Origin of the sequence: Mesorhizobium sp. M0618 (assembly GCF_040320765.1) — a bacterium.
GTDB lineage: Bacteria > Pseudomonadota > Alphaproteobacteria > Rhizobiales > Rhizobiaceae > Mesorhizobium.
This window is the reverse complement of the sequence record NZ_JAMYQH010000047.1, coordinates 15,547-42,129: the sequence shown is the minus strand read 5'-3', so window position 1 is coordinate 42,129 and position 26,583 is coordinate 15,547. Positions and strand designations below refer to the sequence as shown.

Here is a 26,583-nt window from a genome sequence, read left to right as displayed (position 1 = left end):
TCGTCGAAACAATCGAGGCAGCCGAATGCAAGAACTACTTCGAAAACGCCGGATACGCTTCCGTCAAAACGTGAAAGGCTCTAGGGTCTCCGCGGCGTCGCTTCGCGACTGCTACGCCCTAGGATGACGAAGCGTGGGGGCTTCTGGCTAGTCACAGAGATGGAGTTTGGCATCGTAGCAATGGCCGACCTTCGAGGTTGGCCGAGGCATCTTTCTCTTCGTCATCCTAGGGCGGAGCAAGGAGCGAAGCGACGCGGCGCAGACCCTAGGATCCATGCCGTTACTGCGGCCGAAGAGTGAGGCGGTCCAGAATCTTCAAACGCGCGGCTTTCCTGTCCAGCCCAATCCTCAAATAGCCTTCATCCAATTTGCCAGCCGGTGTGCCGCTTCCTCGACCTGGTCGAGGCGGCGGTGGAAACACAACCGCAAAAACGCCTCGCCACCGGGGCCGAAAGCGGTGCCTGGCGCCAGGCCGACATTGGCCTTGTCGACAATGTCGAAGGCAGCGGTGCGTGAATCGGTGATGCCGTCGACAGTGAAAAACAGGTAGAACGCGCCCTGCGGCACCGTGAACCGGGCGCGGCCGGTGGCGCCGAGAATGCCGCAGACAAGGTCACGCGCCTTGCGCGCCCGCTCCACCTGTTCGGCAACGAAGGCGTCGCCCCCATCAAGGGCGGCGGCCGCGCCGCGCTGCATGAACTGGGCGACGCCGGAGTTCGAATACTGGATCAGGTTCTCGAACACCTGCTGCAAGCTCGGATGCGTCTTGATCCAGCCGACGCGCCAGCCGGTCATCGCCCAGTTCTTGGAGAAGGAATTGACGTACAGGATGCGGTCTTCCGCCGACGCGATGTCGAGGAAGGACGGCGCGCGGCCGTGGCCATAGTGGAAAAGCGAATAGATCTCGTCGGCGATGATCCAGAGGTTTTTCGCGCGCGCTAGATCGAGGATGGCCTGCAAGGTCTCATGATCGGCGGTCCAGCCGGTCGGATTCGACGGCGTGTTGATGAACAGCGCCTTTGTGCGCGGCGTGATCGAAGCCGCGATCTTCTCGACGTCGCAGGACCAGCCATTGCCGGAATGATCGAGCGTGACCGCGACGGGAATGGCTCCCGCTATCGCTGCTGCGGCATCGAAATTCGGCCAGGCCGGCGACAGATAAACCACCTCGTCGCCGGCGCCGGCGAGCGCGTCGAGCGCCAGCTGGATGGCATGCATGCCGGAGCCGGTGACGATGAATTCTTCCTCCGGGAAGGTCTTGCCGAAATGCCTGGCATAGTAGCGGGAGAGCGCCTGCCTGAGATCGGGGATGCCCCTTTGCCAGGTGTAGAATGTCTCGCCGCCGGCCATCGCCTTCGACGCGGCATCGGTGATGAAGGCTGGCGTCGGCAGGTCGCCCTCGCCGGCCCAGAGCGGAATCATGCCTTCGCGCAGGCGGCCGTAATTGACGACGGCGACAATGCCGCTTTCGGGTGCCGCACGGGCCTCAGGGCGCAAGCTGTCGATCAGGGTCATTGGCGGGTCCGTTTTGGTCTGCGGTTTTCGTCAGCGGTCCATACCAGATGCGAAAACAGAAAACCCCGGCCGCGAACGACCGGGGTTTTGGTCCAGCAAATGCCAGCCGCGGTCAGCGCCTGGCGAGCAGATCGCGAATTTCGGTGAGCAGAGCGACATCGGCGGGCGGCGGAGCGGCCGGAGCAGCGGGCTTCTCGCGCTCAAGCCGCCTGCGCATGTTGTTCACCGCCTTGACCATCAGGAAGATGATGAACGCGAGAATGAGGAAGTTCAGCGCCACGGTGATGAAGCTGCCATAGGCAAAGACCGCGCCCTGCTTCTTGGCATCGGCCAGCGAGGTCGCGTTGACGGCTGAGGACAATCCGAAGAAATAGTTGTTGAAGTCCAATCCGCCGAAAATCGCACCGACGATCGGCATGATGATGTCGTTGACAAGGGAATCGACGATCTTGCCGAAGGCCGCGCCGATGATGACGCCGACCGCAAGGTCCATCACATTGCCCTTGGAAATGAATTCCTGGAATTCTTTCAGCATTCGACCCTCCTTGTCGTGACTGGCCAAGCTGCCGTTTCCGTCCTTGCGGCATCGACCTGAGGCAACATAACAAAAACCTCCGGTTGCAACATCGATAAAAGGGAGAAAACAACCGCTTTCTTCTTACCTGACGGCACCTTGCTTGTACTGTCTGAATATCGCGGTCGCGATCATGCTTCCAAAGCCGCAATGGACTCGGACGCCAAGCTGTGATTGCGTCCGGGCAAGCCGGATAGAAAGACGGCAGAGGAGGAAAGTCCAAGCGTGCAGGGCTTGTTCATCGTCATCATCGCGATCGCCTATGTGACGCTGCTGTTTGCCATCGCCAGCATCGGCGACCGCCGCTCGGCCATCTCCGAGCCGAGCCGGGGGCGGCCTTTCATCTACGCGCTTAGCCTCGCGATCTACTGTACGTCCTGGACTTTCTTCGGCTCGGTCGGTCTTTCTTCCGAACGCGGCCTCGAATTCCTCGGCATCTATACGGGCCCGGTGCTCGTCTTCGTGTTCGGCTTCCCGCTGCTCAACCGCATCGTGCGGCTGGCCAAGACCGAGAAGATCACCTCGATCGCGGATTTCCTCGGCGCGCGCTACGGCAAGAGTTTCACCGTCGCGGCGATCGCCACGCTGATCGCCACCATCGGCGCGGTGCCCTATATCGCACTGCAGTTGAAGGCGATCTCCGGTTCGGTCAGCCTGATGGTCGAGCACTATACGGGATCGCCGCCTTCGTTCGATCCCTTCGTCAGCGACATCTCTCTGGTCGTCGCCATGCTCCTGGCGCTGTTCGCGGTGCTGTTTGGAACCCGTCACGCCGACGCCACCGAACACCAGGATGGGCTGGTGCTGGCGGTGGCGGTCGAAACCGTCGTCAAGCTCGCCGCCTTCCTGGCGATCGGCCTGATGGTCACCTTCCTGATCTTCGGCGGCCCGGGCGACATGTTCGACAAGCTCGCTGAGAACGCCCAGGTCCGACAGGCGATGAGCTACAACACCTCGCTCGCCACCTGGCTGGTGCTGACTTACCTGAGCGGCTTTGCCATCATCATGCTGCCGCGGCAGTTCTACGTCACCATTGTCGAGAACCGTGGCGAGGCCGAATTGCGCACCGCGACATGGGTGTTTCCGCTCTACCTCGTGGCGATCAACCTGTTCGTGCTGCCGATCGCCTTCGCCGGTCTTTCGCTGGTCGGCACCGGAACCAGCAGCGATCTCTACGTGCTGTCGCTGCCCCTGTTCAGCGGTCATGATGTGCTGGCGATGGCGGCTTTCATCGGTGGCCTGTCGGCGGCGACGGCGATGGTGATCGTCGAAAGCGTGGCGCTGTCGATCATGATCTCCAACGACCTCGTCATTCCATTGTTCGTGCGCCGCCTGCTCAAGACCTCGACTTCCGAGACCGAGGACTGGTCGACGCTGATCCTCAATGTGCGGCGCGGGGCGATTTTCATCCTCTTGTTCATCGCCTTCCTCTATTATCGCGAGAGCACCGACAGCGCGCGGCTGTCGTCGATCGGCCTGATGTCGTTCGCGGCCATCGCGCAGTTCGCGCCCGCCCTGATCGGCGGGCTGATCTGGCGCGGCGCCAATGGCCGGGGTGCGGCACTTGGCATGGTCGCCGGCATCCTCGTCTGGGGCTACACGCTGCTGTTTCCATCGCTTGCCGCCCCTGATACCGGCATCATCGTGCACGGGCTGTTCGGCTTCGAGGCGCTGCGGCCGCAGGCATTGTTCGGCACCGTCGCCGAACCGCTGAACCACGGCGTGCTGTGGAGCCTGTCGCTCAACGCGGTGTTCTTCGTGCTCGGCTCGCTGTCGCGCGCATCGGTGCCGCTGGAACGCATCCAGGCGTCGATCTTCGTGCCGCGCGATGCCGGCCCGATGCCAAGCCTGCGCCGCTTCCGCACCGCCATCACCGTCAACGACCTGAAGGACACGATCGGGCGCTATCTCGGCGTCGAGCGCACCGAGCGCTCTTTCCAGTCGTTCGAAAAGACCAACGGAGCCTCGCTGCACGGCAACGAGCAGGCGAGCATGGACGTCATCCGCTTCTCCGAGCAATTGCTCGCCAGCGCCGTCGGTTCCTCCTCGGCGCGGCTGATCCTGTCGCTGCTGTTTCGGCGCCACGACCGCGAATCCAGGGATGCTTTCCGCTTGCTCGACGACGCCACCGAGGCGCTGCAGCACAACCGCGACCTGTTGCAGATCGCGCTCGACCAGATGGAACAGGGCATCACCGTCTTCGATCGCGATTTCCGCCTGATCTGCTGGAACCGCCAATACCGGGCGCTGTTCGACCTGCCCGACGAGATGGGCCAGGTCGGCGTCTCGCTCGACCGCATCCTGCGCCATCTCGCCGAACGCGGCGACATCCCCGCCGATCAGCGTGTGGCCATGCTCAACCGGCTGACCAGTTTCGTCAGCCCATGGCAGATGGAGCTGAAAACCTCGGGCCGCATCCTGGAACTGCGCTCCAACCCGATGCCGGACGGCGGCATCGTCGCCACCTATGCCGACATTTCCGGGCGCGTGGAACAGGATCTGGCGCTGAAGCGTGCCAATGAATCGCTGGAACAGCGCGTCAAGACCCGCACCATCGAACTGACCCGGGTCAATGAGGAGCTGGCGCAGGCGCAGATGCTGGCCGAGGAGGCCAATCTCGGCAAGACGCGCTTCCTCGCCGCCGCCGGCCACGACATCCTGCAGCCGCTGAACGCCGCCCGGCTCTATTGCTCCTCGCTGATCGAGAAGGCCGGCAAGGGGCCTGCCGGCAAGGCGGCCGTCAACATCGAATCCTCGCTGGAATCGGTCGAGACGATTCTCGGCGCCGTGCTCGACATCTCCCGCCTCGATGCCGGCGCAATGAAGCCGGACGATACCGCCTTCAACCTCGACGGATTGCTGCGCCAGATCGGCAACGACTTCCGGCCGCTCGCCGCCGAAAAGAAGCTCGCGCTGACCATCATGCCGTCATCGCTGACAGTGACGACGGACCGCAATCTGCTGCGCCGCCTGATCCAGAATCTCGTCTCCAACGCCATCAAATACACGCGCCACGGCCGCGTGCTGGTTGGCGTCAGGCGGCGCAGCGAACTGGCCGAGATCCAGGTGATCGACACCGGCATCGGCATCGCCGGCGACAAGCTGAACACCGTCTTTCGCGAATTCACCCGGCTCGACGAGGGCGCGCGCGAGGCCGAAGGCCTCGGTCTCGGCCTCTCCATCGTCGACCGCATCGCCCGGGTGCTGCGCCTGGAGATCCGGATCTTTTCCAACCCAGGCAAAGGCACGCGCTTCTCCGTCATCCTGCCCGTCGCGGCCGTGCAGGAACCGCGACGCGAAATCGACGCCAGGGTTCCTGCCCGCGCGACGGCTTCGCTGGCCGGGCTGCACGTGCTGTGCATCGACAACGACGCCCGCATCCTCGAAGGCATGCGGCTCCTGCTCGAAGGCTGGGGTTGCAACGTCGACACCGTGTCCGGTTCAAAGGATCTGGAGACCGCGAAGATACACCGCCCGGACATCGTTCTTGCCGACTACCATCTCGACGGCGAAACCGGTCTCGAACTCGTCGTCAGGCTGCGCGCGACCCATGGCGACAACCTGCCGGCCGTGCTGGTCACCGCCGACCGCTCCAACGAGGTGCGCACGGCCGCCGGCGGGCTCGAGATTGCGGTGATCAACAAACCGCTCAAACCAGCGGTACTGCGCTCGATGATGGCCAGGGTCAGGCCGCTAGCACCGGCGGCCGAATAGCATCAAGGGCGGCCGGTCTCAGCCCTGGTGTCCGAGGGTGGTGTCCTAGAGCATTTCACCGTTTCATGGAAACGGCGTTCTGCTCTAACTCTTTGTTTTAACCCAATTCTAGACGGAAAACCGCTTCACACTTTTCCTAGAATTGCTCTAGGCCAGGCCGTCGACCATCTGGGAACTGCGGAACCGGGGCCGTCCGGCCTTGCCCGCCACAGGCGGACGATGCTCGCGAAAGGCCATTGCAAGCGTCCTCAGCGCCTCGCGGGACTTGGCGTCCGTCAGCGTCGAAAGCAGCACGATCTCGGAAGGCGGCAGCGCCGGAAGCCCGAATTTCCGGCTGACCTCGATGGTGCCGGATGGGGCAAGCCGGCAGGAAAATACCGAGGCTGCGAGGCCGGCCGAGACAGCTTCGGCAACGGCGAAGGAGCCGCAGCCGAGGAACACCTCCGTCCACGGTATTCCGACAGCGTCGAGCGCGCGGGTCGTGATGTTGCGGATACCGCATGATGGCGAGGATGCCGCCAGGCGCAGCGGCTCGTCGGCCCGGTGGATGAAGTCGGGCGCGGCGTACCAGCCGAAATGTTCGGGCGCCAGCACTTCACCATCGCGCCGGTCGTCCTCCCGGCGGATGATCGCCGCGTCGATCTCACCGCGATCGAAAGCGTCCAGCAGGTCGTGTGAATCATCGAGCCGCACTTCGATGGTGAGCGCCGGGTCATGCGCATTGAGCCGCGCCAGCAATGTCGGGACTTCCGCGCCTCCGACATGGGTGGCGATGCCCAGTGTGAAGCGGCGGCGCACCGAAGACAGGCTGGCAATGGCGCGATCGTGTGCCGCGAGGAAGTCGCGTGCGGGCTGGAGAAACACCACGCCCTGCGCCGACAAGCGAACCAGCCGAGGCGTACGCTCGATCAATTTCTGGCCGACGCGCTCTTCCAGCCGCTTCAGCTTCACGCTGATCGCCCCTTGCGTGCTGCCAAGAGCCTCGGCCGCACGCGTAAAGCTCTGAAGATCGGCGATGGCGACGAATGTTTTCACCGCGTCTACGTCCAGCGTCATGTCAGCTATCCGCACTTGTTGTCTCTGAAATAGCCAACCATGCAATTCTAAAATGATCAAGCTTCGCCTACCCTGGGCCGTACGCGCGCTGGGCGAGCTGCAATGGATTCGCCGATTGCCGACAAATACGTTCGAAAGGTTGAATCATGCCCACTGTATTGACCCGCCGAGGCATCATCGTTCTGTTTGCCGCCTGCCTGGCGTGCCTGATGTTCGGCCTGGAGATTTCAAGCGTTCCCACGATCCTGCCGACACTGGAGCAGATGCTGCACGCCGACTTCAAGCAACTGCAATGGGTGATGAACGCCTATACGATCGCGGTCACGACGGTGCTGATGGCGGTCGGCACGATCGCCGATCGTTACGGGCGCAAGCGTATCTTTCTGGTCTCGATCGCCGCCTTCGGCCTGACATCACTGATCTGCGGCGTCGCTGAAAGCGTCTCCACGCTCATCGTCGCCCGGTTTTTGCAGGGCCTGAGCGGCGGTGCCATGCTGATCTGCCAGCTTGCCGTGCTGTCGCATGAATTCAGGGAAGGACGCGAACGCGCCGTCGCATGGGGCTGGTGGGGCGTCATCTTCGGCATCGGCCTCGGCTTCGGCCCCATCATCGGCGGCGGCATCGTTGCGGTCCTGAACTGGCAATGGGTGTTTCTTGTCCACGTGCCGGTTGCGGCGCTGGCGTTCGCCCTCGCTCTGATGGGCGTCCACGAATCGAAGGATCCACAGGCGGGCAAGCTCGACGTAGCAGGCATCCTGACGCTGTCGCCGTCGGTTTTCTGCCTCGTTTTCTACATCATCCAGGGGCCGGATCTGGGTTTCTCCAGCCCTGCCGCGCTGGCGATCCTCGGTATCTCGATAGCGAGCTTCATCGCCTTCCTCATTGCCGAGAAGGTCAGCCAGCGGCCGATGTTCGACTTCTCAGTCTTCCGGATCCGACCCTTTTCCGGCGCCATCGTCGGCTCGGCGGCGATGAACCTCAGCTATTGGCCTTTCATGATCTACCTGCCGATCTGGTTCCACGCCGGGCTCGGCTATGACACCGTCTCCACCGGCCTTGCCCTGCTTTCCTACACGCTGCCGACGCTTGTGCTGCCGCCCTTGGCCGAGCGGTTTTCGTTGCGTTACCAGCCCGGCATCATCATTCCGGCAGGCCTCGTCATCATCGGCGTCGGGTTCATCCTGATGAAGTTCGGCAGCGCTGCCGCGCAGCCGGATTGGCTGACGATGCTACCCGGCTGCCTGATTGCCGGGACTGGTCTCGGCATAACCAACACCCCTGTCACTAACACGACGACGGGTTCCGTTTCGAGCGACCGCGCCGGCATGGCCTCCGGCATTGACATGAGCGCCCGCATGGTCTCGCTGGCGGTGAACATAGCGGTGATGGGCTTCATCCTGGCCAGCGGTGTGCTGGCGCATCTGGGGCATGCGCTGCCCGACCTCGACGCTGCCCAATTGCGTCTTCTCGCCGAAGCTATCGCTGCCGGAAATCCCATCTCCGGGCTCGCCGCTTCCGTCGCCCAGGATGCGCTGCGCAACGGCTTTGGCTGGGTCATGCTTTATGGCGCGATCGGCGTCTGGATCATGGCCGCCATCAGTTTCGCGAGCTTCAACGCGCGGCCGATGCGGCGGGCGGAGGTTCAGTGTCCTGATTGAACACTATTCTGATTGAACAGGCGCCCTGGCGATCAGCTCGCCGGCTGCAGCGGGTCGCTGCCGATCTTGGACAGAAGGATCACCGCCTGGGTGCGGCTGTCGACGCCGAGCTTCTGCAGGATGGCGGAGACATGCGCCTTGATGGTAGCCTCCGATACACCGAGTTCATAGGCGATCTGCTTGTTGAGCAGGCCCTCGGCCAGCATGCCCAGCACCCGTGTCTGCTGCGGCGTCAAAGCCTGCAGCCGCTTGATAAGGTCCGATATTTCGGGATCGCGCTCGATGCCGAGATCGACGCCGGCTGGTGCTGCGATGTCGCCGGCAAGCACCGATTGCACGGCGCTGCGGATCTCTTCCATGCTGGCCGATTTGGAGATGAAGCCGGAAGCGCCGAGATCGAGCGCCCGCCTGATGGTCGCCGGATCGTCATGCGCCGACACCACGACCAGCGGCACCGCCGGATGGATGCCGCGCAGCGAGACCAGGCCGGAGAGGCCGCTGGCGCCGGGCATCGACAGATCGAGCAGAACCAGATCGACGTCCTCGTTGGCCACGACCAGCGCCTTGGCGCTCTCGAAATCGCCGGCTTCATGGATGGCGGCGACATTGCCGATGCCGGCGAGTGCTTCGCGCAGCGCACCGCGAAACAGCGGGTGATCGTCGGCGATGACGAAAGAATAGCCTGCCGGCAAATGTCCCTCCCCAAATCCCCGATGATTTTTGGCTTTTCGGGTTCAATTGGACGATTATGAGGGGCTGCGCGCTGTTTTCAAGCGGCAAAGCCAGCGCGCCGCCTCCCGTGGTTGAAACGCTCAGGTCTTCTGCGAATTGGGCTGGGCGCCGTTGTCCTTGTTCATATCCCTGACGATGCCCATGAAGCCGCGAAGGAAGCGCTCCATGTAGCTCATCGTCTTGTTGAAATCCTCCTCGCTCGGCAGTTTCGATTCGAGGCGGGCGGAGAGCGAATTCTCGAGCTTGGTGACGCGCTCGTCCATCACCTTCATCGAGGTTTGCAGGCGGTCGACCTCGTCCTGGAAAGCAGCGCGTTCGTCGGCCGCCATCTTGCAGACGAGCTGGCCCGAACGCTCCTCGCAAATCGACATGGCGCCGGTCTGCGTGTCGATACGGACAAAGCCGTTGTCAGACTTTTCCAGCCGGTAGCGGTCGGTTTCTTCCGAATAAGCTGAAGCCGCGACCAGCGAAACGAGCGCGGCGGGGATCAAGATGTGCTGCAGACGCATGTTGTCCTCCATGGCCAAGGTCTGGAATATCGCATGTTTGCGCCGGAAATGGGGAAGACCCTTGGCGTGGCCTTTCCCGAATGGCTGGTTCGGAATCTTCTTGACGCAATTCCCAAGGGAAAGCGCTATGCGCTTTCCCCGGGAAAACCGTTTCACACTTTTCCTGGAACTGCTCTATAGCGCAACCATGTCTCAGATTATCTACAAGATAACCCCGCAAGCGCCATGGCGCGAGGCCGAAACGCATGGCCGCTTCACCGGCGCGCCGATCGATGTCGCCGACGGCTTCATCCACTTCTCCACGGCAGCACAGGTCAGGGAAACGGCGGCAAAGCACTTTGCCGGCCAGACAGACCTTTTGCTGGTCGCCGTCGACGGCGCCGGCCTGGGCACTGCGCTGAGATACGAGGTCTCGCGCGGCGGCGAACTGTTTCCACATCTCTACGACGTTCTGGACCTGAAAGCAGTGCTGTGGGTCCGACCACTGCCGCTTGGCGCCGATGGTGTGCACCAGTTCCCGGCACTGGAGGGGCAATGAGCGTGCTCGACCGGCTCGGCCAGAAGCTGCTGTTCGCCTTCGATCCGGAAACGGCGCATGGCCTGTCAATCGCCGCCTTGCGATGCGGCGTTCCGGTTGGTGCACCGGCGGTCCGCGACGACAGGCTGAAGGTCAGCGTCTGCGGCCTCGATTTCCCCAATCCGCTCGGCATGGCGGCCGGCTACGACAAGAACGCCGAGGTGCCCGACGCGTTGCTTGGCCTGGGCTTCGGTTTCGCCGAGGTCGGTACCATCACGCCGCTGCCGCAGGCCGGCAATCCGAAGCCGCGTATCTTCCGGCTGACGGCCGACGATGCGGTGATCAACCGGCTGGGCTTCAACAATGAAGGCCATGCAGCGGCCGAAAAGCGCCTTGCCGCACGTAAGGGCCGCTCCGGCATCGTCGGCGTCAACATCGGCGCCAACAAGGACAGCAGCGACCGCGTCAGTGACTATGAGCGCGGTGTCGCCCGGTTTGCGCAATACGCCAGCTATCTCACCGTCAACATCTCCTCGCCCAACACGCCGGGCCTGCGCAACATGCAGGCGCGCGAGCAGCTCGGCGAACTCTTGTCGCGGGTCATGGCCGCGCGCGCCACGGGAACGGCGCAGCCGCCGGTGTTCCTGAAGATCGCGCCGGATCTGGTCGAGGCCGAGCTGGAGGACATCGCCGCCGAGGTCACCGAGAAGCGGATCGACGGCGTCATCGTCTCCAACACCACCATCTCCCGGCCGCCGCTGCGCAGCGGCGACACCGCGCGCGAGACCGGGGGACTCTCCGGCAAGCCGCTGTTCGAGCGTTCGACCATCGTGCTGGCGAAGATGCGCAAACTGCTCGGACCGGACCGCGCCATCATCGGCGTCGGCGGCGTCGATTCCGCCGATACGGCGCTGGACAAGATCCGTGCGGGTGCTGATCTGGTCCAGCTCTACACCGGCATGATCTATGCCGGGCCTTCACTGCCAGGCCGTATTCTTTCCGGAATGGTCCGTTTCGTCGAAAAAGAACGGCTGAAGTCGATTTGCGAGTTGCGCGACAGCCGCCTCGACTTGTGGGCGTCCAGGCAACTCTGAACTGCTCTCAGGAGCGTAGATTGCGACTGACGGCCCGCTCGCAAATGGTGCCGCCGACGGCAGGCAACACGCCGAAGAGAAGCAATTGCGCGGTTCCGCCGATGCCAGAAGCCGCGGAGAGAATGAACGCAGCGAGCAATCCCAGCGCCGCGCCCAAGACATATGGCAGGTAGCTTCGCATAAGCTCGCCCTGGAACGATTGGTGCATCAAGTCTGTTGGAAATCGACTGGAAGTGCAAGTGCATCCGACCGCACAGCAGGGCAACGAACTCGGGTTAACGGGTTCCTTCGGTGCCTCGCCGGGGCGTTGGCTGACGGAGCATCAAACGAAAAACCCGCCTGTGCGGCGGGTCACCGGCGCAAATCAGCACCATAAACAAATATGTACCATAGCTGAGAGCACCCAGTCAAGAAAAAATTCCTATCGCGGAAAGCCGTTCGGTGCCATGGACGGCGCATGGCCTTCAGGTGACATCGTCTAAAACGCCGTCCGCACCCTGAGCCGCAGGATCGTCAGCAGGCTGAAGCCTCGCACCAGCAGGAAGACGTGCAGCGCCGCCCACAGTCCATTGTTGCCGAAGGCGGGCGCAAGGGTCAGCAGCGCGGCCGCGAAAACCAGGAACGACAGCAGCATCATGTTGCGCATGTCGCGGGACCAGGTCGCGCCGATGAAGACGCCATCCATCTGGAACGCCAGCACACCGCTCAGCGCCGTGAATGCCGCCCACGGCAGGTAGATGTCGGCCACCGAACGGACTTCCTCCGATGTCGTCACGAGTGCGACCAGATTGGCGCCCCCAGACAGCATTACCAGCGTCGCGGCTCCCGCCAGTCCGAAACCCCAGAACAGCGTCAGCCGGACGGCCTGGCGGAACGGTGCGGCGGCGCGCGCGCCGGCTGCACGGCCCGCCAGCTGTTCGGCGGCGGTGGCAAAGCCGTCGAGGAAATAGCCGGCGACGAGAAAGAAATTCATCAGCACGGCGTTGGCGGCCAGCGTCACCGTGCCGAACTGTGCGCCCTGGCGGGTGAACAATGCGAAGGCGGCGAGCAGCGAGAACGAGCGGATCATGATGTCGCGGTTGAGCGACAGCATGCGCAGGAAGGCGGCCATGTCGAGCAGGCGGTGGCGCGGCAAGGGCGGGGCCGACCGGAACCGGCGGATGACGATCGCCAGGCCGAGCAGCATGGCCAGGAACTCGCCGGTGACGGTCGCCCAGGCAACGCCGGCGACACCCCAGCCAAGTTCCAACCCAAGCAGGAAGCAGAGCGCGATGTTGATGCCGTTCAGCACCAATTGCAGCATCAGCCCGAGCCCGCCCTCGCCGCGCCCCAGCACATAGCCGAGGATGGCGTAGTTGATCAGCGAGAACGGCGCCGCGAGCAGTCTGATCCTGATGTAGACGCCCATCGCCTCGCTGACGCGCGGTTCGGCGCCCATGAATTTCTGCCCGGTGATGGCGACCAGCGGCGCAAGGGCAGCGAGCAGGATGCCGGCGACGACCGCGATCAGCACGGCGCGCCAGAACACCGCCTGTTCCTCCAGGGCATCGCCACGCCCAAACGCCTGTGCGACAAGGCCGGTGGTGCCCGAGCGCAGGAAATTGAAAGAGGTGAAGACGACGTCGAAGATCAATGCGCCGGCCGCCAGGCCGCCAAGCAAGGCGGCATCGCCGAACTGGCCGATGACAGCCGTGTCGACCAGGCCGAGCATCGGCGTCGTCAGATAGGCAAGCGTCATCGGCACGGCGATGGCGAGCACGGAGCGGTTGGTGACTACAAATGATCCGGGGTGAATCGGGGATCCCGCGTGGATAGGGGATCCGGCGTCGGCTGGTGTTGCACCTTTGTCCAAGGATTGCTGCCTTGCTGATTGCGGCTTGATAGAACCGTCGATGTGCCCCATTTTCCGGCCACCGCGCAATCACCTATCCCTGACGGCCAACCGAAATCCCGGTCTGGCGTGAGCCAGCCGGATACGATTTCATGCCTCTGCAGATCGTCCATCATCCCGACTACGACGCCGGCTTCGCCGTCAACCATCGCTTTCCGATGAGCAAATATCCGTTGCTGATGGAGGCGCTGCGTACGCGCGGCCTCGCCGGCCCCGACGCGCTCAGCACCGCCGAACCGGCACCGGCGTCATGGCTGGAGCTTGCCCATGCGGCGGACTATGTCGACCAGGTCGTCAACTGCTGCGTGCCCGAGAAGATCGAGCGCGAGATCGGTTTTCCAATCGGACCCCGCGTCTCGCTGCGCGCGCAGCTTGCCACCGGCGGCACCGTGCTGGCGGCGCGGCTGGCCTTGCGCCACGGTATCGCCTGCAACACCGCCGGCGGCAGCCACCATGCACGGCGCGCGCAAGGCGCGGGCTTCTGCACCTTCAACGATGTCGCCGTCGCCGCGCTGGTGCTGCTCGCCGAAGGCGCGGCACAAAACATCCTGGTCGTCGATCTCGACGTGCACCAGGGCGACGGCACCGCGGATATTCTCGCCGATGATCCGCACGTGTTCACCTTTTCCATGCATGGCGACCGCAACTACCCCGTGCGCAAGATCGCCTCCGACCTCGATGTCGCGCTGCCCGACGGCACGGGTGACGCTGCCTATCTCGAGAGGCTCGCCGACATCCTGCCGGAACTGTCCGCCCAGGCCCATTGGGACATCGTGTTCTACAATGCCGGCGTCGACGTCCATGCCGAGGACCGGCTTGGCAGGCTGTCGCTATCGGATGACGGCCTGCGCGCCCGCGACGAAATGGTGATCAGCCATTTTCGCGCGCAGGGCGTTCCGGTGTGCGGCGTCATCGGAGGTGGCTATTCAACGGATGTGCCCGCACTCGCGGCGCGCCACGCCATCCTGTTCGAGGTCGCCGCGGGCTACGCCTGATAGTCCTTTTCAAGCACGGTCTTGTCGGAAAACCGGTTCCCACTTTTCGGGATCATGCTCTACTTCCGGTAGTTGGCGAGCCTTAACAGGATGAACGCCGGCACGACGATAGCCGCGCCCAGCAAGATATAGCCGAGGAAGCGGTCGATGGCGTGGAAGCCGAGATTCCACAGGTCCATGAAGAACTTCCGGATGCCGTAGAGCACATCCATCGGCGACCAGCCGAAGGCATTCATGACCAGGCCGACGAGGAAAGACACCACCAGCAGTTTCAGGATCACCTTGAGCGGCGAGTCGCCAAGGAAGCGCGTCAATGCGGACAAGGCCCGTCTCCAGATTGAGGTACCCTGGCTAGAGGGCGTCAGCCAGACATACGCACTTGGCTTGTCCGCTTCAAGCCGGGAGTTCTGCGGGATAGCGAGACACCGAGCATAGTGTGGCCGCAAGCCGAGCCCAGGCGCATGGCAGACTGCCGGCTACTGCCGCAGCGATCCCGCTGGCTTATCTGTTTTCTAACCAATTGCCGCTATTCCCAATCGAATAGCGGGAGCAAGGCTTTGGTGGAGACGGAGAGAAACACCGCGCGACGCGGCGTCATGCTGTCGGTGGTCATCCCATGCTACAACGAGCTGGATGGCGTGGCCGAACTGCACCGGCGGGTCACGGCCGCATGCCTTGAACAAGGCCCTTCCTACGAGATCGTCCTTGTCATCGATGGCGCGACCGACGGTACGCGCGAGGCCATTCTACAACTGGCCGAAAAGGACGAACATGTCGTCGCCATCGACCTCGCCCGCAATTACGGCCACCAGATCGCGTTGAGCGCCGGGCTCGAATTCTGTCGCGGCCAGCGCATTCTCATTCTCGATGCCGACCTGCAGGATCCACCTGAACTGCTCGGCGCGATGATGACGAAGATGAACGAAGGCTTCGATGTGGTCTACGGCCAGAGGCTGACGCGCGATGGCGAAAGCTGGTTCAAGCTCGCCTCCGCGTCCATGTTCTATCGCTTGCTGCGCCGGATGGTCGACGTCGACATAGCCCCGAATACCGGTGATTTCCGGCTGATGAACCGTCGTGCGCTCGACCATCTGAACGCGATGCCAGAACGTTACAGGTTCATTCGCGGCATGGTTAGCTGGATCGGGCTGAAACAGGTGGCTTTCCCCTATGAGCGGCACCGCCGCTTTGCCGGCACCACCCATTATCCGCTGAAGAAAATGCTTCTTCTGGCGGTCGACGCGATGACCAGCTTCTCCATCGTGCCCTTGCGCTTCGCTTCGCTGCTCGGAATGATGTTCGGGCTTCTGGGGCTGGTCGTGCTCGGCTACACGCTGTTCGAATGGTCGGTCGGAAACGTGTTGCCCGGCTGGACCAGCCTTGCCGCGATCGTGCTGATCCTCGGCAGCGTCCAGCTTATGGTGCTCGGAATCTTCGGCGAGTATCTCGGGCGCATGTACATGGAGACAAAGCGGCGGCCGCTCTACTTCGTCAACGAGATCGTTTCGCGCAGCCAGGCGGTGGAGGACGGCGAATTGCCGGTCCATCGCCTGCAGGAGATGGCAAAGAGGGCCGCACGTGCTTGAGGCGGAGTTCGACCAGTTTGCGCGGGAATATCAGGAGCAGCATGCCGCAAGCATAAGGCTGAGCGGCGAAAACCCGGATTTCTTCGCCAGGTACAAGATCGACGACGTCGCCGCGACGCTGCGGCGGGCCGGTGTCAAACCCCGACGAGTACTGGATTTCGGCGCCGGCGTCGGCAATTCGCTCGGCCATATGCGCAACGCGTTTCCCGACGCGGAGATCACCTTGCTCGATCCTTCGCGGGAATCGCTCGACATCGCCAGCAAGCGCTTTCCCGGCCAGGCCGCCTTCACGCATTTCGACGGCAAGACAATTCCTTTTGCCGACGGCAGCTTCGACCTGGCCTTCGCGGCCTGTGTATTCCACCATATTCCCGAGGACCTGCAGATCGGACTGTTCGCCGAGATCGGCAGGGTGCTGGCCGATGGCGGCAGCTTCTTCGTCTTCGAACACAATCCCTGGAACCCGCTGACCACGCACGCGGTGAGAAACTGTGCCTTCGATGAAAACGCGGTTTTGATAAATTCGCGCGAGATGCGCAGGCGCATGGCCGAGGCGGGCCTTGCCAATACGAGGATCGTCTACCGGATTTTCTTTCCTCGGATGCTTGCGAGACTGAGGCCGTTCGAGCGCTTCCTCACCAAGGTACCTGTCGGAGCCCAATATTTTGCGCATGTGGTCAAGCCTGCCGTTTGACTTCCCGAGGATGCTGCGATTTGGCGCCGTCGGTCTGTTGAACACGGCGCTGGGATACGCTGTCATCCTGGCCGGGCTTGCGCTGGGTCTGGGCGACATCCTTGCCAACGCCACGGGTTATGCCGCCGGCCTTGTCCTCGGCTTCTTCCTCAACCGCCAATGGACCTTCAGCAGAGCCGATGGTTTCCAGCCCGGAACCGCGCTGCGCTACGGGGGTGTCTTTCTGGTCGCCTACAGCGTCAATCTGGCCGTCGTGATCGCCGCCCGTTCAGCAGGCATCGTCGAAAACCCGCTGGTCCACCTCGCGGGAATCTGCGTCTATTCGGTTGTTTTCTATCTTGGCTCGGCTCGCTTCGTGTTTGTGGGGCGCGGGGACGACAGCACCGACCGCACAGTTCGGGTGGCCGACAAGCCTCGGCAGCACCCCGCCAATCCAACACCTTGAACCCAACTGTCACCGGAACCGATCAGAGGCGGCGCAGCATGAACGACGCTCAGGCCAGTGCGGAGGCCGCGACATACAACGAGCGGAACAGGCTGATCTTCTGCCTGTTCGCGGCCTTGGCGATGGCCGGTGCGTTGGGTGCCCAGGCAGGCGCCACCCTGCAGGATCCCGACAGCTGGTGGCAAGTGAAGGTCGGTCTGGATTTCCTGACTAACCGGACATTTCCGACCGTCGATCCCTATTCCTACACGTTTGCCGGCCAGCCCTGGATTGCCAAGGAATGGCTGGGACAGGTCCTGCTGGCTCTTGCCTACCGGGCGGGCGGCTGGAACGGGGTCGTCACCGCGATCATCGCCTCGATCTCCCTGACGGTTTTCCTCATGGGGTGGTTTCTCAGCGCATGGCTGAAACCGATCCTGGCGATTACACTGGCCTTCGCGGCGGTGTTCCTGATCAACCCGATCTTCACGGCGCGTCCGCATGTCTTCACCTTCCCGATCATCGTCATCTGGACGGCGGTGCTCTTCGGTGCGGCGAGGGAAGAACGGGCGCCGCCCTGGTGGCTGCTTGTGCTGGTCGTGTTATGGGCGAACCTGCACGCCACCTTCACCTTGAGCTTCGTCATCGCGGCTTTTGCCGGTCTCGATCTGCTGGCGCGCACGGGCCTGTCGAAACCGTCCCTGCTGGCGAAGTGGATCGCGTTCGGTCTGCTTTGCCCGCTGGTCAGCCTGATCCACCCCTACGGCGTCCAGGCCATCCTGGCGACGCTCGCCGTGGCCTACGGCAATGAGGCGGTGTCGCTGATCATGGAATGGAAACCGTTCAATCAGCCGGACAGTCCCGTCCAGGAAGCGGCGATGCTGCTGGCGCTTTTCGGGCTACTGGTGTCCCGATTGCGAATTGGCTGGGCCAAGGCCTTGTTCGTCGTCTTCACCTTGCATGTCTATCTCGCCCATGTGCGCTTCATGTATCTGTTCTTCCTGCTGATTCCGCTGGTGATGGCGGCCGAGGTCGCCCAGCAATATCCCTCGCTTTCGGCCACCGCATGGCTGGCCGAAAAGCGCGACGGACTGGAGAGATTCTTCGCCAGGCGGTTCTACGCCATCTGCGGCACGGCAGCCGTTCTGCTGATTGGCGGGGTCACTGTGCTCGGCAGCGTCTATCAGGTAGCGCCAAGTCCGAAGACATCGGCCAGCGGGGCGCTGGCATTCGCGCAAAGCCATCATCTATCCGGCAACGTGCTGAATTCCTACAATTTCGGCGGCACGCTGATTTTCCACGGGTTCAAGACCTATATCGACGGACGGACGGACCAGCTGTTCCTGGGAGGTTTCACAAAAGCCGATGACGAGACGGGTCACAGCAACGGCAAGCCACTCCTCGAAGCCCGGTTGAAGAAATACGCAATAGGCTGGGCGCTGCTGTCGGCTGACGACGCCCGCATCCCCTTTTTCGACCAGTTGGGCTGGAAGCGGGCCTATGCGGACGACCATGCAGTGATCTATCTGCCTGGCGCCTGATCCTGGTGCGTTGCTGGCGAATTTCGCGACGGCCAATATATGCCTTGACACGTATGTTGCAGCGCAGCAAATTACTGCTTGGGGATAAGCCTGTGAGATCGATGAGCCGGGATTTTCAGCACGACCTGAGGCATCGCCGAATGAGCGTGGCGGGTGCGGCCGCACGGATCCTGGTGGCCGTGTGCGAGCCGGCCGGATGAACTACCGGCGCGACATCGACGGCCTGCGGGCCGTTGCGGTGCTACCCGTCGTGCTCTTCCATTTCGGCGTGTCCGCCATTCCTGGCGGCTTCACCGGCGTCGACATCTTCTTCGTCATATCGGGCTATCTGATCAGCGGCAGCCTGCTCGATGACCTTGAGCGGGGCCAGTTCTCGATCGGCCGCTTCTACTGGCGCCGCGCACGGCGCATCGTGCCGGCGCTAACCTTCGTCATCCTGCTCGCGAGCATTGCCGCCTGGTTCATCCTTCTGCCTTCGGATCTCCACGAATTCAGCCTTAGTGTGATCGCCGCCTCGACCTTCTGGTCGAACATCTATTTCTGGAAAACGACGAACTATTTCTCCATCGACGCCGAACTGCGGCCGCTCCTGCACACATGGTCGCTTTCGGTGGAGGAGCAGTATTACATCTTCGCGCCGATCCTCCTTTATCTGATCCACCGATACGTCTCGAAGCGCTGGCTGACGGTACTTCTGCCGATGGCCATCGGCAGCTTTGCCCTGGCAGTCATATCAACCTCGCTGGCACCGACGGCCGGCTTCTATCTCTTGCCGACGCGCATATGGGAGCTGGCGCTGGGTGCCATGCTGATGTTGCGGAAGCCTCCGGTCCTAGCCAGTCGGCTCGCGGCGGACCTGATCGGCCTCGCCGGCTTTGCCCTGATTGCGTTTGGCTTTGTGATGATTTCGGACAGCGATCCGTTTCCCGGCTACAACGCCCTATTCCCCTGCATCGGAACTGCTCTGCTGATCTATGCTGGCCAGGATAGCGCCGGCAGGCCGGCATCTGTCGCCACTCGCGTGCTTCGGTTGGCGCCGCTGGTCTGGGTCGGCCTCATTTCCTATTCGCTTTACCTCGTCCACTGGCCGATCAACTCGTTCGTCCATTATCTCTCCCTGAAGACTGTCGGTGTGCCAACGATTATCGCGATGACGGTGGCCAGTTTCGCCTTGGCGGCATTCTCCTGGAAATATGTCGAGCAACCCTTCCGCCACAAACGCGCCTATACCGCCCCCCTGCCTATCTTCGCCTTTTCGGCGACGGCAATCGTGCTGCTGTGCGCCGGTGGGTTGGCCGGTGCACTGGGCAACGGTTTCCCGCAACGGTTTCCGGATTTCTCGACCGAACGTATCCGGGTCGGCGACTGGCGCAACGGCATCTGTTTCAACGAAAACGGGACCCGCATCGAAGACTGGAACCACGCCGACTGCACCCGTACAACGGGCTTTGCCACCAATGTGCTGCTGTGGGGCGATTCTTTCGCTGCCCATTATGTTCCGGGACTTGAGCCCAACGCCCAGAAAATCCAGGCCAATGTCATCCAATACACCTATGCCGGCTGTCCGCCCGACCTGACCTATTTTTCCTATGCTCGGCCCGCCTGCACCCGCTTCAACGAACGGGCCTTGTCGATCATTCGCGACGCCAACATTCAGGCGGTGATCCTGAGCGGTCGATGGACCGACTACCAGGCCAGGGGCTTCGACGGCCTGCAGAAGACGATCGATCGGCTTCGCGAGATGGGGGTCAAGGTCTATACCGTCGGCCAGTCTCCGGAATTCATTGCCGACGTCCAGAAGATCGCTTTCTTGGTGAAACGGGAGCATACCGGAACCACATCCTGGCCGATGGCTATGGATCCGGACATCAACGCACGGGTTTTGCCGTTCACCAAAGGAGCCGATTTCATAGATCCGCTGACATATCTGTGCGACTCGGCAGGTTGTTCATACGCCGATGCCACGACCAATGAATTTCTCTACTTCGACTATGGCCACTTCTCTTCCGCCGGCGCGACGCTGGCCATCTCGAAATACTGGCCAAGCTTCGCCACCAGCAACAAGGTCGCGGAGGCAAAACGGCAATTCACGGCGGCGGGCGCGCCGTGATCCGCAGCACGACCGTCGTGAGAACAGACCGCTTTGCGATTGCCCGAAGGCTAACCCTCATGGTAACGAGGGCACACGCGGGTATGATGTAATGGTAGCTTGTCAGCTTCCCAAGCTGAACGCGAGGGTTCGATTCCCTCTACCCGCTCCAGTCTAAGGCGTCAGAACCATTTCAGCGCCTGCCTGTTCGTCGAACACAACCGAGCAGCCTCGCGCAAGCGCCACCGTTGCGAGGGCGTTTGCTGCCACGTCATCCGATGAAACGAAATCGCCGGTCAACACCCGCAATTCTTCCACGCCTTCAGCCATGGAAACGAAATTCCCGACCGATCGATCGTGCTTGCAGGCCTCGATCACGCAAAGCAGATCGATGATTTCGAAGCTGCGCATGTTCAGCCTCCAGAGAAATCGTCCCTTGCAAGATCATGAACGCATCGGCGGGAAACAATGTTCCCAGGTTCGCTTTCGCTAGAGCAATTCCAGGAAAAGTGTGAAACGGTTTTCCGTCCGGAATTGCGTCAAAACAAGGAGTCAGAGCGGGTCGCCGTTTCCGTGAAACGGTGAACTGCTCTAGCCTCGGCCTGGCGGTGCTTTCGCCGGACAACCTTACCCGAGCGAGCCATCATCCCACTTCTCTCAGAATGAAGTCGTGCAGCATCTTGGCGGCCGGCGACAGTGCGCGATTCCTGACCGTGATCAGGCTGTAGGGCCTGACCTCGATGTCGAATTCGGTCTGGACGACGTCGATGGCGCCGGCCAGCCCGTCAGGGTTCTGGATGAATTTCGCCACCTGGACAGAGACCGGTGCGATGGCATCGGATTGCGCGACCATGACCAGGGTCAGGAGCAGCGAACTGGTGTTCAGGATGCGGTCCGGCAGAGCGATGTTGCGGTTGAGGAAGTTGCTCTCCATCGCCTGGCGCAAGGGCGAGCCGCCAGACTGGAAGACCCAGTCATAGGCGGCGGTCTCTTCCAGCCGCACCGCCTCGCCCTTGGTGAGCGGATGGCCTCGGCGCACGATCAGGCAGGCCTTCTCGACGCCGATGACGCGCGACTCGAACAGCCGCGGATTGAGATCGTCGGGGATGCGCGCGATGATGAAGTCATGGCGCGTGGCGATCAGCTCGCGTGCCAGCACATTGGAGGTCTCGACCTGCATGGTGATCTCGATGCGCGGATAGATGCGGCGGATCTCACGAATTGCCGGCACCGCCAGCTCGATAGCCGGCGCGGTCACGGCACCCAGGAAAACCGAACCACCCTTGCCCGCCTTGAGCTCGGAAATCTCGCGGTCCACCTCGCGCATCTCCAGCAGGATCGAGCGCGCGCGCCTGGCCAAAGCCTTGCCGTATGGCGTCAAGGTGATACCGCGCGGCAGCCTCTCGCACAGCTTGACCTCCAGCACCGCCTCCATCTCCGCGATCATGCGCGAGGCCGCCGGCTGCGAAATGTTCAGAACCTGGGCTGCCGCGCTGACCCGGCCATGGTCGTCGAGCGCGACGATCATGCGCATGTGACGCAGACTGAGACCGCTGCGCAGCAGGGTTTCGCCATCGCCCGGTGCTTCTCTGTAACCATTTGAAGCTGTTGCCAGATTCCCGGGCCGCGCCATCGCTTTTCCCTGCCTTCTGCTCGTGTGAGGCCGACCTTGGAGTCAGCCCGTCACGTCCCAATACATATACCAACCATGATATAGCAACCATCAAAGATCGCATTTGACAGTTATGGCAAAGACCCACACCCTCCGCGCGTTCCAAGACGTGACGGTCGCTGACGAGAAAAATCGTATCGATTGAATCAGCGTCTCGGGGCCATGGGAGGATACCGGAGATCGATATGACGGCAGCAGTGCCTTGGCGCTTCTGCACGATTGCGCGGCCCGCGACCCCCGGGGTGCCGCGTCCATCAAACAGGGAGAGTTGAAGTGAAAATCATCAAGACACTGGCCGCCGTCGCGGCCCTTGGCATCGCTGCCATGACCTACTCGGCGCACGCAGCCGACAAGGGTCTTGTCGGCGTGCTGATGCCGACCAAGACCTCGCAGCGCTGGATCAATGACGGCGATGCCGTCAAGTCCCAGCTCGAGGCTCTCGGCTACACCGTCGACCTGCAATACGCGCAGGACGACATCCCCAACCAGCTCAGCCAGCTGGAAAACGAAATCACCAAAGGCCCGAAGGCGCTGATCATCGCTTCGATCGACGGCACCACCCTGTCGGATGCTCTGCAGAAGGCCGCTGACGCGGGCGTCGTCGTCGTCGCCTATGACCGCCTGATCAAGAAGACCGCCAATGTCGACTACTACACCACCTTCGACAATTTCGGCGTCGGCGTGATCCAGGCGAATTCGCTGGTCAAGGGCCTCAAGGAGCGCTTCCCGAACACCAAGCCGTGGAACGTCGAACTGTTCGGCGGCTCGCCCGACGACAACAACGCCTTCTTCTTCTACAATGGCGCCATCTCCGTCCTGCAGCCGCTGATCGACGACGGCTCGATCAAGATCAAGTCCGGCCAGACCGGCATGGACAAGGTCGGCACGCTGCGTTGGCTCGCCGCCACCGCCCAGGCGCGCATGGACAACCTGCTGTCGGCCAACTATTCGGACGGCAGCCGCGTCGATGGCGTTCTGTCGCCCTATGACGGCCTGTCGCGCGGCATCACCGCCTCGCTGCGCGCCGTCGGTTACGGCACCGAGGCTCAGCCGTGGCCTGTTGTGACCGGCCAGGACGCCGAAACCGCTTCGGTCAAGCTGATCATCTCGGGCGAGCAGTACTCGACCGTGTTCAAGGACACCCGCGAACTGGCCAAGGCCACCGTCGAACTCGTCGACAAGGTGCTCTCGGGCGGCAAGCCGGACGGCCTCGATGAAAAGACCTACAACAACGACGTCAAGGTCGTTCCTTCGATCCTGCTGACGCCGCATGAGGTCGACAAGTCGAACTACCAGGCGCTGGTCGTCGACTCCGGCTACATCAAGGCCGACGAACTGAAGTAATCCCGGTTACAAAGTCAGGGGGTCCTGCGCAACGCAGGGCCCCTTTTCGTTCACCAGCGAGCCCGGTATTGTCACCGACCTCGCCGGCAATGTTTGCCGAGCTCTCAAGGAGCGGTAGTCCCCATGGCCTCGACGATTTTGGAGATGCGCGACATCACCAAGACGTTTCCCGGCGTGAAGGCGCTGTCGAACGTCAATCTCAGCGTCGAGGAAGGCGAGATCCATGCCGTGGTCGGCGAAAACGGCGCCGGCAAGTCGACGCTGATGAAGGTGCTGTCGGGCGTCTATCCCTCCGGCACCTATGACGGCCAGATCATCTTCCAAGGCCAGGAATGCCAGTTCAAAGGCATCCATGACAGCGAACACAAGGGCATCGTCATCATCCACCAGGAGCTTGCGCTGGTGCCGATGCTGTCGATCGCGGAAAACATCTTCCTCGGCAACGAACACGCCAAATTCGGCGTCATCGACTGGGATGCCAACGAGGCGCGCACCAGCGCGCTGTTGAAGAAGGTGGGCCTCAAGGAGGACCCCAAGACGCTGATCACCAATATCGGCGTCGGCAAGCAGCAGCTGGTCGAAATCGCCAAGGCGCTGAGCAAGGAAGTCAAGCTGCTGATCCTGGACGAGCCGACGGCTTCGCTGAGCGAGAAGGACAGCCAGGCGCTGCTCGACCTTCTGCTCGAGTTCAAGCGGCAAGGCATGACCTCGATCCTGATCTCGCACAAGCTCAACGAGGTGAACCGGGTCGCCGACAAGGTGACGGTGATCCGTGACGGGCGCACCATCGAGACGCTGGCCAAGAAAGACATCTCGGAAGACCGCATCATCACTTCGATGGTCGGCCGCTCACTCGACGACCGCTATCCGCCGCGCGAGCCTGATATCGGCGAGGTCGTGTTCGAAGTGAAGAACTGGTCGGTCTATCACCCGATCCATGCCGAGCGGCAGGTGATCAAGGGTATCGACATCAACGTGCGCAAGGGCGAAGTGGTGGGTATTGCCGGGCTGATGGGCGCTGGCCGCACCGAATTCGCCATGAGCCTGTTCGGCCGCTCCTACGGCCGCCGCATCTCCGGCGAGGTGCTGCTCAAGGGCAAGCCGGTCGACGTATCCTCGGTGAGCAAGGCGGTCCAACACGGCATCGCCTACGTCACAGAGGACCGCAAGACCTACGGTCTCAACCTCATCGACCATATCAAGCACAACATCACGCTGGCCAATCTTGGCGGCGTCTCGCGCCACAGCGTGATCGACGACATGCGCGAGCTCGCCGTTGCCAACGACTATCGCAAGAAGACCAATATCCGCGCGTCCAGCGTCTATCAGATGACCGGCAATCTCTCCGGCGGCAACCAGCAGAAGGTGGTGCTGTCGAAATGGCTGTTCGCCGACCCGGACGTGCTGATCCTCGACGAGCCGACGCGCGGCATCGATGTCGGCGCCAAGTACGAAATCTACACGATCATCGCCCGCCTCGCGGCTGAGGGTAAGGCGATCGTCGTCATCTCGTCGGAAATGCCAGAATTGCTCGGCATCACCGACCGCATCTACGTCATGAACGAAGGGCGCATCGTGGGCGAAATGCCCGCCGCGGAAGCAAGCCAGGAAAAAATAATGCGCGCCATCGTTCGGGGAGAAGGAAAAGCAGCATGAGCACCGAAAGCGCCCCCGCCCCGCAGAGCAAAGTCGCCGAAGACGTGCAGCAGGGTCCACGCATCGCCGTCTCGGCGCTGGCGACGAACCTGCGCGAGTACGGCCTGATCCTGGCGCTGATCGCCATCATGGTGTTCTTCCAGTTCACCACGAACGGAACGCTGTTCAAGCCGGTGAACCTGAGCAATCTGGTGCAGCAGAACTCGTTCATCATCGTGATGGCGCTGGGCATGCTGCTGGTGATCGTCTCCGGCCATATCGACCTCAGCGTCGGATCGGTCGCCGGTTTCATCGGCGCGCTGGCGGCGATGATGATGGTCATCTGGCCGCTCGGCCCGTTCAGCAATCCGCTGGTGGTGTCGATCATCTGCCTGATCGTGGGCGGCGCGATCGGCGCCGCGCAAGGCTACTGGATCGCCTATCACCGAATACCGAGCTTCATCGTAACGCTGGCCGGCATGCTGATCTTCCGCGGCATCTGCCAGGCCCTGCTGGGCGGCGGATCCTCGGTGGGGCCGCTACCCGATGGCTTCAAGGCGCTCAGCTCCGGCTTCATTCCGGATGTCATCGGGCCACTGACGCTTATCCCGCCGACGGTGAACGCGGCCGGCAAGACCATCATGGGCAGCGGCCTGACGCTGCACATGACGACGATCGTGCTGGGCCTGATCGCCGTGCTGGCCTATGCCTATTTCGGGGTGAGGACGCGCCGCAAGCGCGAACGCCATGGCTATGAGGCCGAGCCCTTTGCCCTGTTCGTCGTCAAGACGCTGGTCGGCAGCGCGCTGGCCCTGTTCCTGGTCTACCAGTTCGCCAGCTACAGGGGCCTGCCGGTGGTGCTGCTCGTCATGGGCGTGCTGATCTCGCTGTTCGTCTTCGTCACCAAGCGCATGACCATCGGCCGCCGTATCTACGCCATGGGCGGCAATTCCAAGGCCGCGCAGCTGTCGGGCATCAACACCGAGCGGCTGACGCTGATGGTGTTCATCAATATGGGCGTGCTGTCGGCGCTCGGCGGCCTGATCATCGCGGCGCGACTGGGACAGGCGGTGCCGGCCGCGGGCCTCGGCAGCGAGCTCGACGTCATCGCCGCCGTCTTCATCGGCGGCGCCTCGGCCATGGGCGGCGTCGGTCAGGTCATCGGTGCGGTCGTTGGCGGCTTCATCATGGGCGTGATGAACAACGGCATGTCGATCATGGGCGTCAATGTCGACTGGCAGCAGGTGGTCAAAGGCCTGGTGCTGCTCGGTGCCGTGATCTTCGACGTCTACAACAAGAACAAGGCCTGAACGGGCTTAAGAGCAATTCCAAGGAAAAGTGTG

23 protein-coding genes and 1 tRNA gene are annotated in these 26,583 nt (G+C 62.4%); 14 read left to right on the top strand and 10 right to left on the bottom strand.

Annotated elements, in window-relative coordinates; translation table 11 throughout:
- Positions 1 to 348 precede the first annotated feature (348 nt).
- Positions 349 to 1,515, bottom strand: a complete 1,167-nt coding sequence (locus tag NKJ04_RS31655) for a pyridoxal phosphate-dependent aminotransferase (RefSeq protein ID WP_352679640.1) — start codon at positions 1,513 to 1,515, stop codon at positions 349 to 351.
- Between the two features lie 112 nt (positions 1,516 to 1,627).
- Complete coding sequence (mscL, locus tag NKJ04_RS31650) at positions 1,628 to 2,050, bottom strand: large conductance mechanosensitive channel protein MscL (RefSeq protein ID WP_023813897.1); 423 nt, start codon at positions 2,048 to 2,050, stop codon at positions 1,628 to 1,630.
- A gap of 264 nt (positions 2,051 to 2,314) precedes the next feature.
- Between mscL and NKJ04_RS31645 the strand changes: the two genes are divergently transcribed.
- A complete protein-coding gene (locus NKJ04_RS31645) occupies positions 2,315 to 5,803 on the top strand; it encodes a PAS domain-containing hybrid sensor histidine kinase/response regulator (protein WP_352679637.1) in 3,489 nt (1,162 codons plus the stop codon).
- A gap of 147 nt (positions 5,804 to 5,950) precedes the next feature.
- Here NKJ04_RS31645 and NKJ04_RS31640 read toward each other — a convergent pair whose 3' ends face one another.
- Positions 5,951 to 6,859: a LysR family transcriptional regulator gene (locus tag NKJ04_RS31640; RefSeq protein ID WP_352679635.1), complete on the bottom strand. Its 909-nt coding sequence runs from the start codon at positions 6,857 to 6,859 to the stop codon at positions 5,951 to 5,953.
- Between the two features lie 146 nt (positions 6,860 to 7,005).
- Between NKJ04_RS31640 and NKJ04_RS31635 the strand changes: the two genes are divergently transcribed.
- Positions 7,006 to 8,517 (top strand): MFS transporter, encoded by a 1,512-nt coding sequence (locus NKJ04_RS31635; RefSeq protein ID WP_352679632.1) that lies wholly within the window; start codon positions 7,006 to 7,008, stop codon positions 8,515 to 8,517.
- Positions 8,518 to 8,549: 32 nt separating this feature from the next.
- Here NKJ04_RS31635 and NKJ04_RS31630 read toward each other — a convergent pair whose 3' ends face one another.
- Both NKJ04_RS31630 and NKJ04_RS31625 read right to left on the bottom strand, forming a co-directional pair.
- Positions 8,550 to 9,209, bottom strand: coding sequence for a response regulator transcription factor (locus NKJ04_RS31630; RefSeq protein WP_292655149.1), 660 nt, complete (start codon positions 9,207 to 9,209; stop codon positions 8,550 to 8,552).
- Positions 9,210 to 9,329: 120 nt separating this feature from the next.
- Positions 9,330 to 9,758, bottom strand: coding sequence for a hypothetical protein (locus tag NKJ04_RS31625; RefSeq protein WP_352679629.1), 429 nt, complete (start codon positions 9,756 to 9,758; stop codon positions 9,330 to 9,332).
- A 187-nt stretch (positions 9,759 to 9,945) separates the two neighbouring features.
- On the opposite strand from NKJ04_RS31625, the gene NKJ04_RS31620 reads away from it, so the two are divergent.
- Together NKJ04_RS31620 and NKJ04_RS31615 are read left to right on the top strand one after the other, a co-directional pair.
- Positions 9,946 to 10,296, top strand: a complete 351-nt coding sequence (locus NKJ04_RS31620) for a DUF952 domain-containing protein (RefSeq protein WP_352679646.1) — start codon at positions 9,946 to 9,948, stop codon at positions 10,294 to 10,296.
- Positions 10,293 to 11,369: a quinone-dependent dihydroorotate dehydrogenase gene (locus NKJ04_RS31615; RefSeq protein ID WP_352679626.1), complete on the top strand. Its 1,077-nt coding sequence runs from the start codon at positions 10,293 to 10,295 to the stop codon at positions 11,367 to 11,369. Before NKJ04_RS31620 ends, NKJ04_RS31615 begins: the two co-directional genes overlap by 4 nt.
- 7 nt (positions 11,370 to 11,376) lie before the next feature.
- Here the strand turns inward: NKJ04_RS31615 and NKJ04_RS31610 are convergent, their stop codons facing one another.
- Together NKJ04_RS31610 and NKJ04_RS31605 are read right to left on the bottom strand one after the other, a co-directional pair.
- The gene (locus NKJ04_RS31610; RefSeq protein ID WP_352679623.1) at positions 11,377 to 11,550 is read right to left on the bottom strand and encodes a hypothetical protein; all 174 of its coding nucleotides are present in this window, start codon (positions 11,548 to 11,550) and stop codon (positions 11,377 to 11,379) included.
- Positions 11,551 to 11,847: 297 nt separating this feature from the next.
- Positions 11,848 to 13,221, bottom strand: coding sequence for an MATE family efflux transporter (locus tag NKJ04_RS31605; RefSeq protein ID WP_502897997.1), 1,374 nt, complete (start codon positions 13,219 to 13,221; stop codon positions 11,848 to 11,850).
- Between the two features lie 131 nt (positions 13,222 to 13,352).
- Between NKJ04_RS31605 and NKJ04_RS31600 the strand changes: the two genes are divergently transcribed.
- Positions 13,353 to 14,255, top strand: a complete 903-nt coding sequence (locus NKJ04_RS31600) for a histone deacetylase family protein (RefSeq protein ID WP_352679620.1) — start codon at positions 13,353 to 13,355, stop codon at positions 14,253 to 14,255.
- A 59-nt stretch (positions 14,256 to 14,314) separates the two neighbouring features.
- Here the strand turns inward: NKJ04_RS31600 and NKJ04_RS31595 are convergent, their stop codons facing one another.
- Positions 14,315 to 14,578 carry a DUF6460 domain-containing protein gene (locus NKJ04_RS31595; RefSeq protein ID WP_013533620.1) on the bottom strand — a complete coding sequence of 88 codons (264 nt, stop codon included), beginning with the start codon at positions 14,576 to 14,578 and terminating at the stop codon, positions 14,315 to 14,317.
- 273 nt (positions 14,579 to 14,851) lie between these two features.
- Here NKJ04_RS31595 and NKJ04_RS31590 point away from each other — a divergent pair, with 273 nt between their 5' ends.
- From NKJ04_RS31590 to NKJ04_RS31565, 6 genes are all read left to right on the top strand, one after another.
- Positions 14,852 to 15,841, top strand: a complete 990-nt coding sequence (locus NKJ04_RS31590) for a glycosyltransferase family 2 protein (protein WP_196815360.1) — start codon at positions 14,852 to 14,854, stop codon at positions 15,839 to 15,841.
- The gene (locus NKJ04_RS31585; RefSeq protein WP_023813884.1) at positions 15,834 to 16,535 is read left to right on the top strand and encodes a class I SAM-dependent methyltransferase; all 702 of its coding nucleotides are present in this window, start codon (positions 15,834 to 15,836) and stop codon (positions 16,533 to 16,535) included. Before NKJ04_RS31590 ends, NKJ04_RS31585 begins: the two co-directional genes overlap by 8 nt.
- On the top strand, positions 16,513 to 16,980 hold the full coding sequence (locus NKJ04_RS31580) for a GtrA family protein (RefSeq protein WP_031213781.1): 468 nt from the start codon (positions 16,513 to 16,515) through the stop codon (positions 16,978 to 16,980). The genes NKJ04_RS31585 and NKJ04_RS31580 overlap by 23 nt, the downstream gene beginning before the upstream one ends.
- A 38-nt stretch (positions 16,981 to 17,018) precedes the next feature.
- A complete protein-coding gene (locus tag NKJ04_RS31575; protein ID WP_352441475.1) occupies positions 17,019 to 18,500 on the top strand; it encodes a hypothetical protein in 1,482 nt (493 codons plus the stop codon).
- A gap of 196 nt (positions 18,501 to 18,696) precedes the next feature.
- The gene (locus tag NKJ04_RS31570; protein ID WP_352679616.1) at positions 18,697 to 20,610 is read left to right on the top strand and encodes an acyltransferase family protein; all 1,914 of its coding nucleotides are present in this window, start codon (positions 18,697 to 18,699) and stop codon (positions 20,608 to 20,610) included.
- A 77-nt stretch (positions 20,611 to 20,687) separates the two neighbouring features.
- Positions 20,688 to 20,761 (top strand) — tRNA-Gly (locus tag NKJ04_RS31565).
- 2 nt (positions 20,762 to 20,763) lie between these two features.
- On the opposite strand, the gene NKJ04_RS31560 is transcribed toward NKJ04_RS31565, so the two are convergent.
- Together NKJ04_RS31560 and NKJ04_RS31555 are read right to left on the bottom strand one after the other, a co-directional pair.
- The gene (locus NKJ04_RS31560; protein ID WP_127266711.1) at positions 20,764 to 21,000 is read right to left on the bottom strand and encodes a hypothetical protein; all 237 of its coding nucleotides are present in this window, start codon (positions 20,998 to 21,000) and stop codon (positions 20,764 to 20,766) included.
- Positions 21,001 to 21,232: 232 nt separating this feature from the next.
- Complete coding sequence (locus NKJ04_RS31555) at positions 21,233 to 22,222, bottom strand: LysR family transcriptional regulator (protein ID WP_352679613.1); 990 nt, start codon at positions 22,220 to 22,222, stop codon at positions 21,233 to 21,235.
- 312 nt (positions 22,223 to 22,534) lie between these two features.
- Here NKJ04_RS31555 and chvE point away from each other — a divergent pair, with 312 nt between their 5' ends.
- The 3 genes from chvE to mmsB all read left to right on the top strand — a co-directional run bounded on the left by chvE (position 22,535) and on the right by mmsB (position 26,550).
- On the top strand, positions 22,535 to 23,605 hold the full coding sequence (gene chvE / locus NKJ04_RS31550) for a multiple monosaccharide ABC transporter substrate-binding protein (RefSeq protein ID WP_023813878.1): 1,071 nt from the start codon (positions 22,535 to 22,537) through the stop codon (positions 23,603 to 23,605).
- 123 nt (positions 23,606 to 23,728) lie between these two features.
- A complete protein-coding gene (gene mmsA / locus NKJ04_RS31545; RefSeq protein ID WP_023813877.1) occupies positions 23,729 to 25,261 on the top strand; it encodes a multiple monosaccharide ABC transporter ATP-binding protein in 1,533 nt (510 codons plus the stop codon).
- Positions 25,258 to 26,550 carry a multiple monosaccharide ABC transporter permease gene (gene mmsB / locus NKJ04_RS31540; protein ID WP_023813876.1) on the top strand — a complete coding sequence of 431 codons (1,293 nt, stop codon included), beginning with the start codon at positions 25,258 to 25,260 and terminating at the stop codon, positions 26,548 to 26,550. The genes mmsA and mmsB overlap by 4 nt, the downstream gene beginning before the upstream one ends.
- Positions 26,551 to 26,583 lie beyond the last annotated feature (33 nt).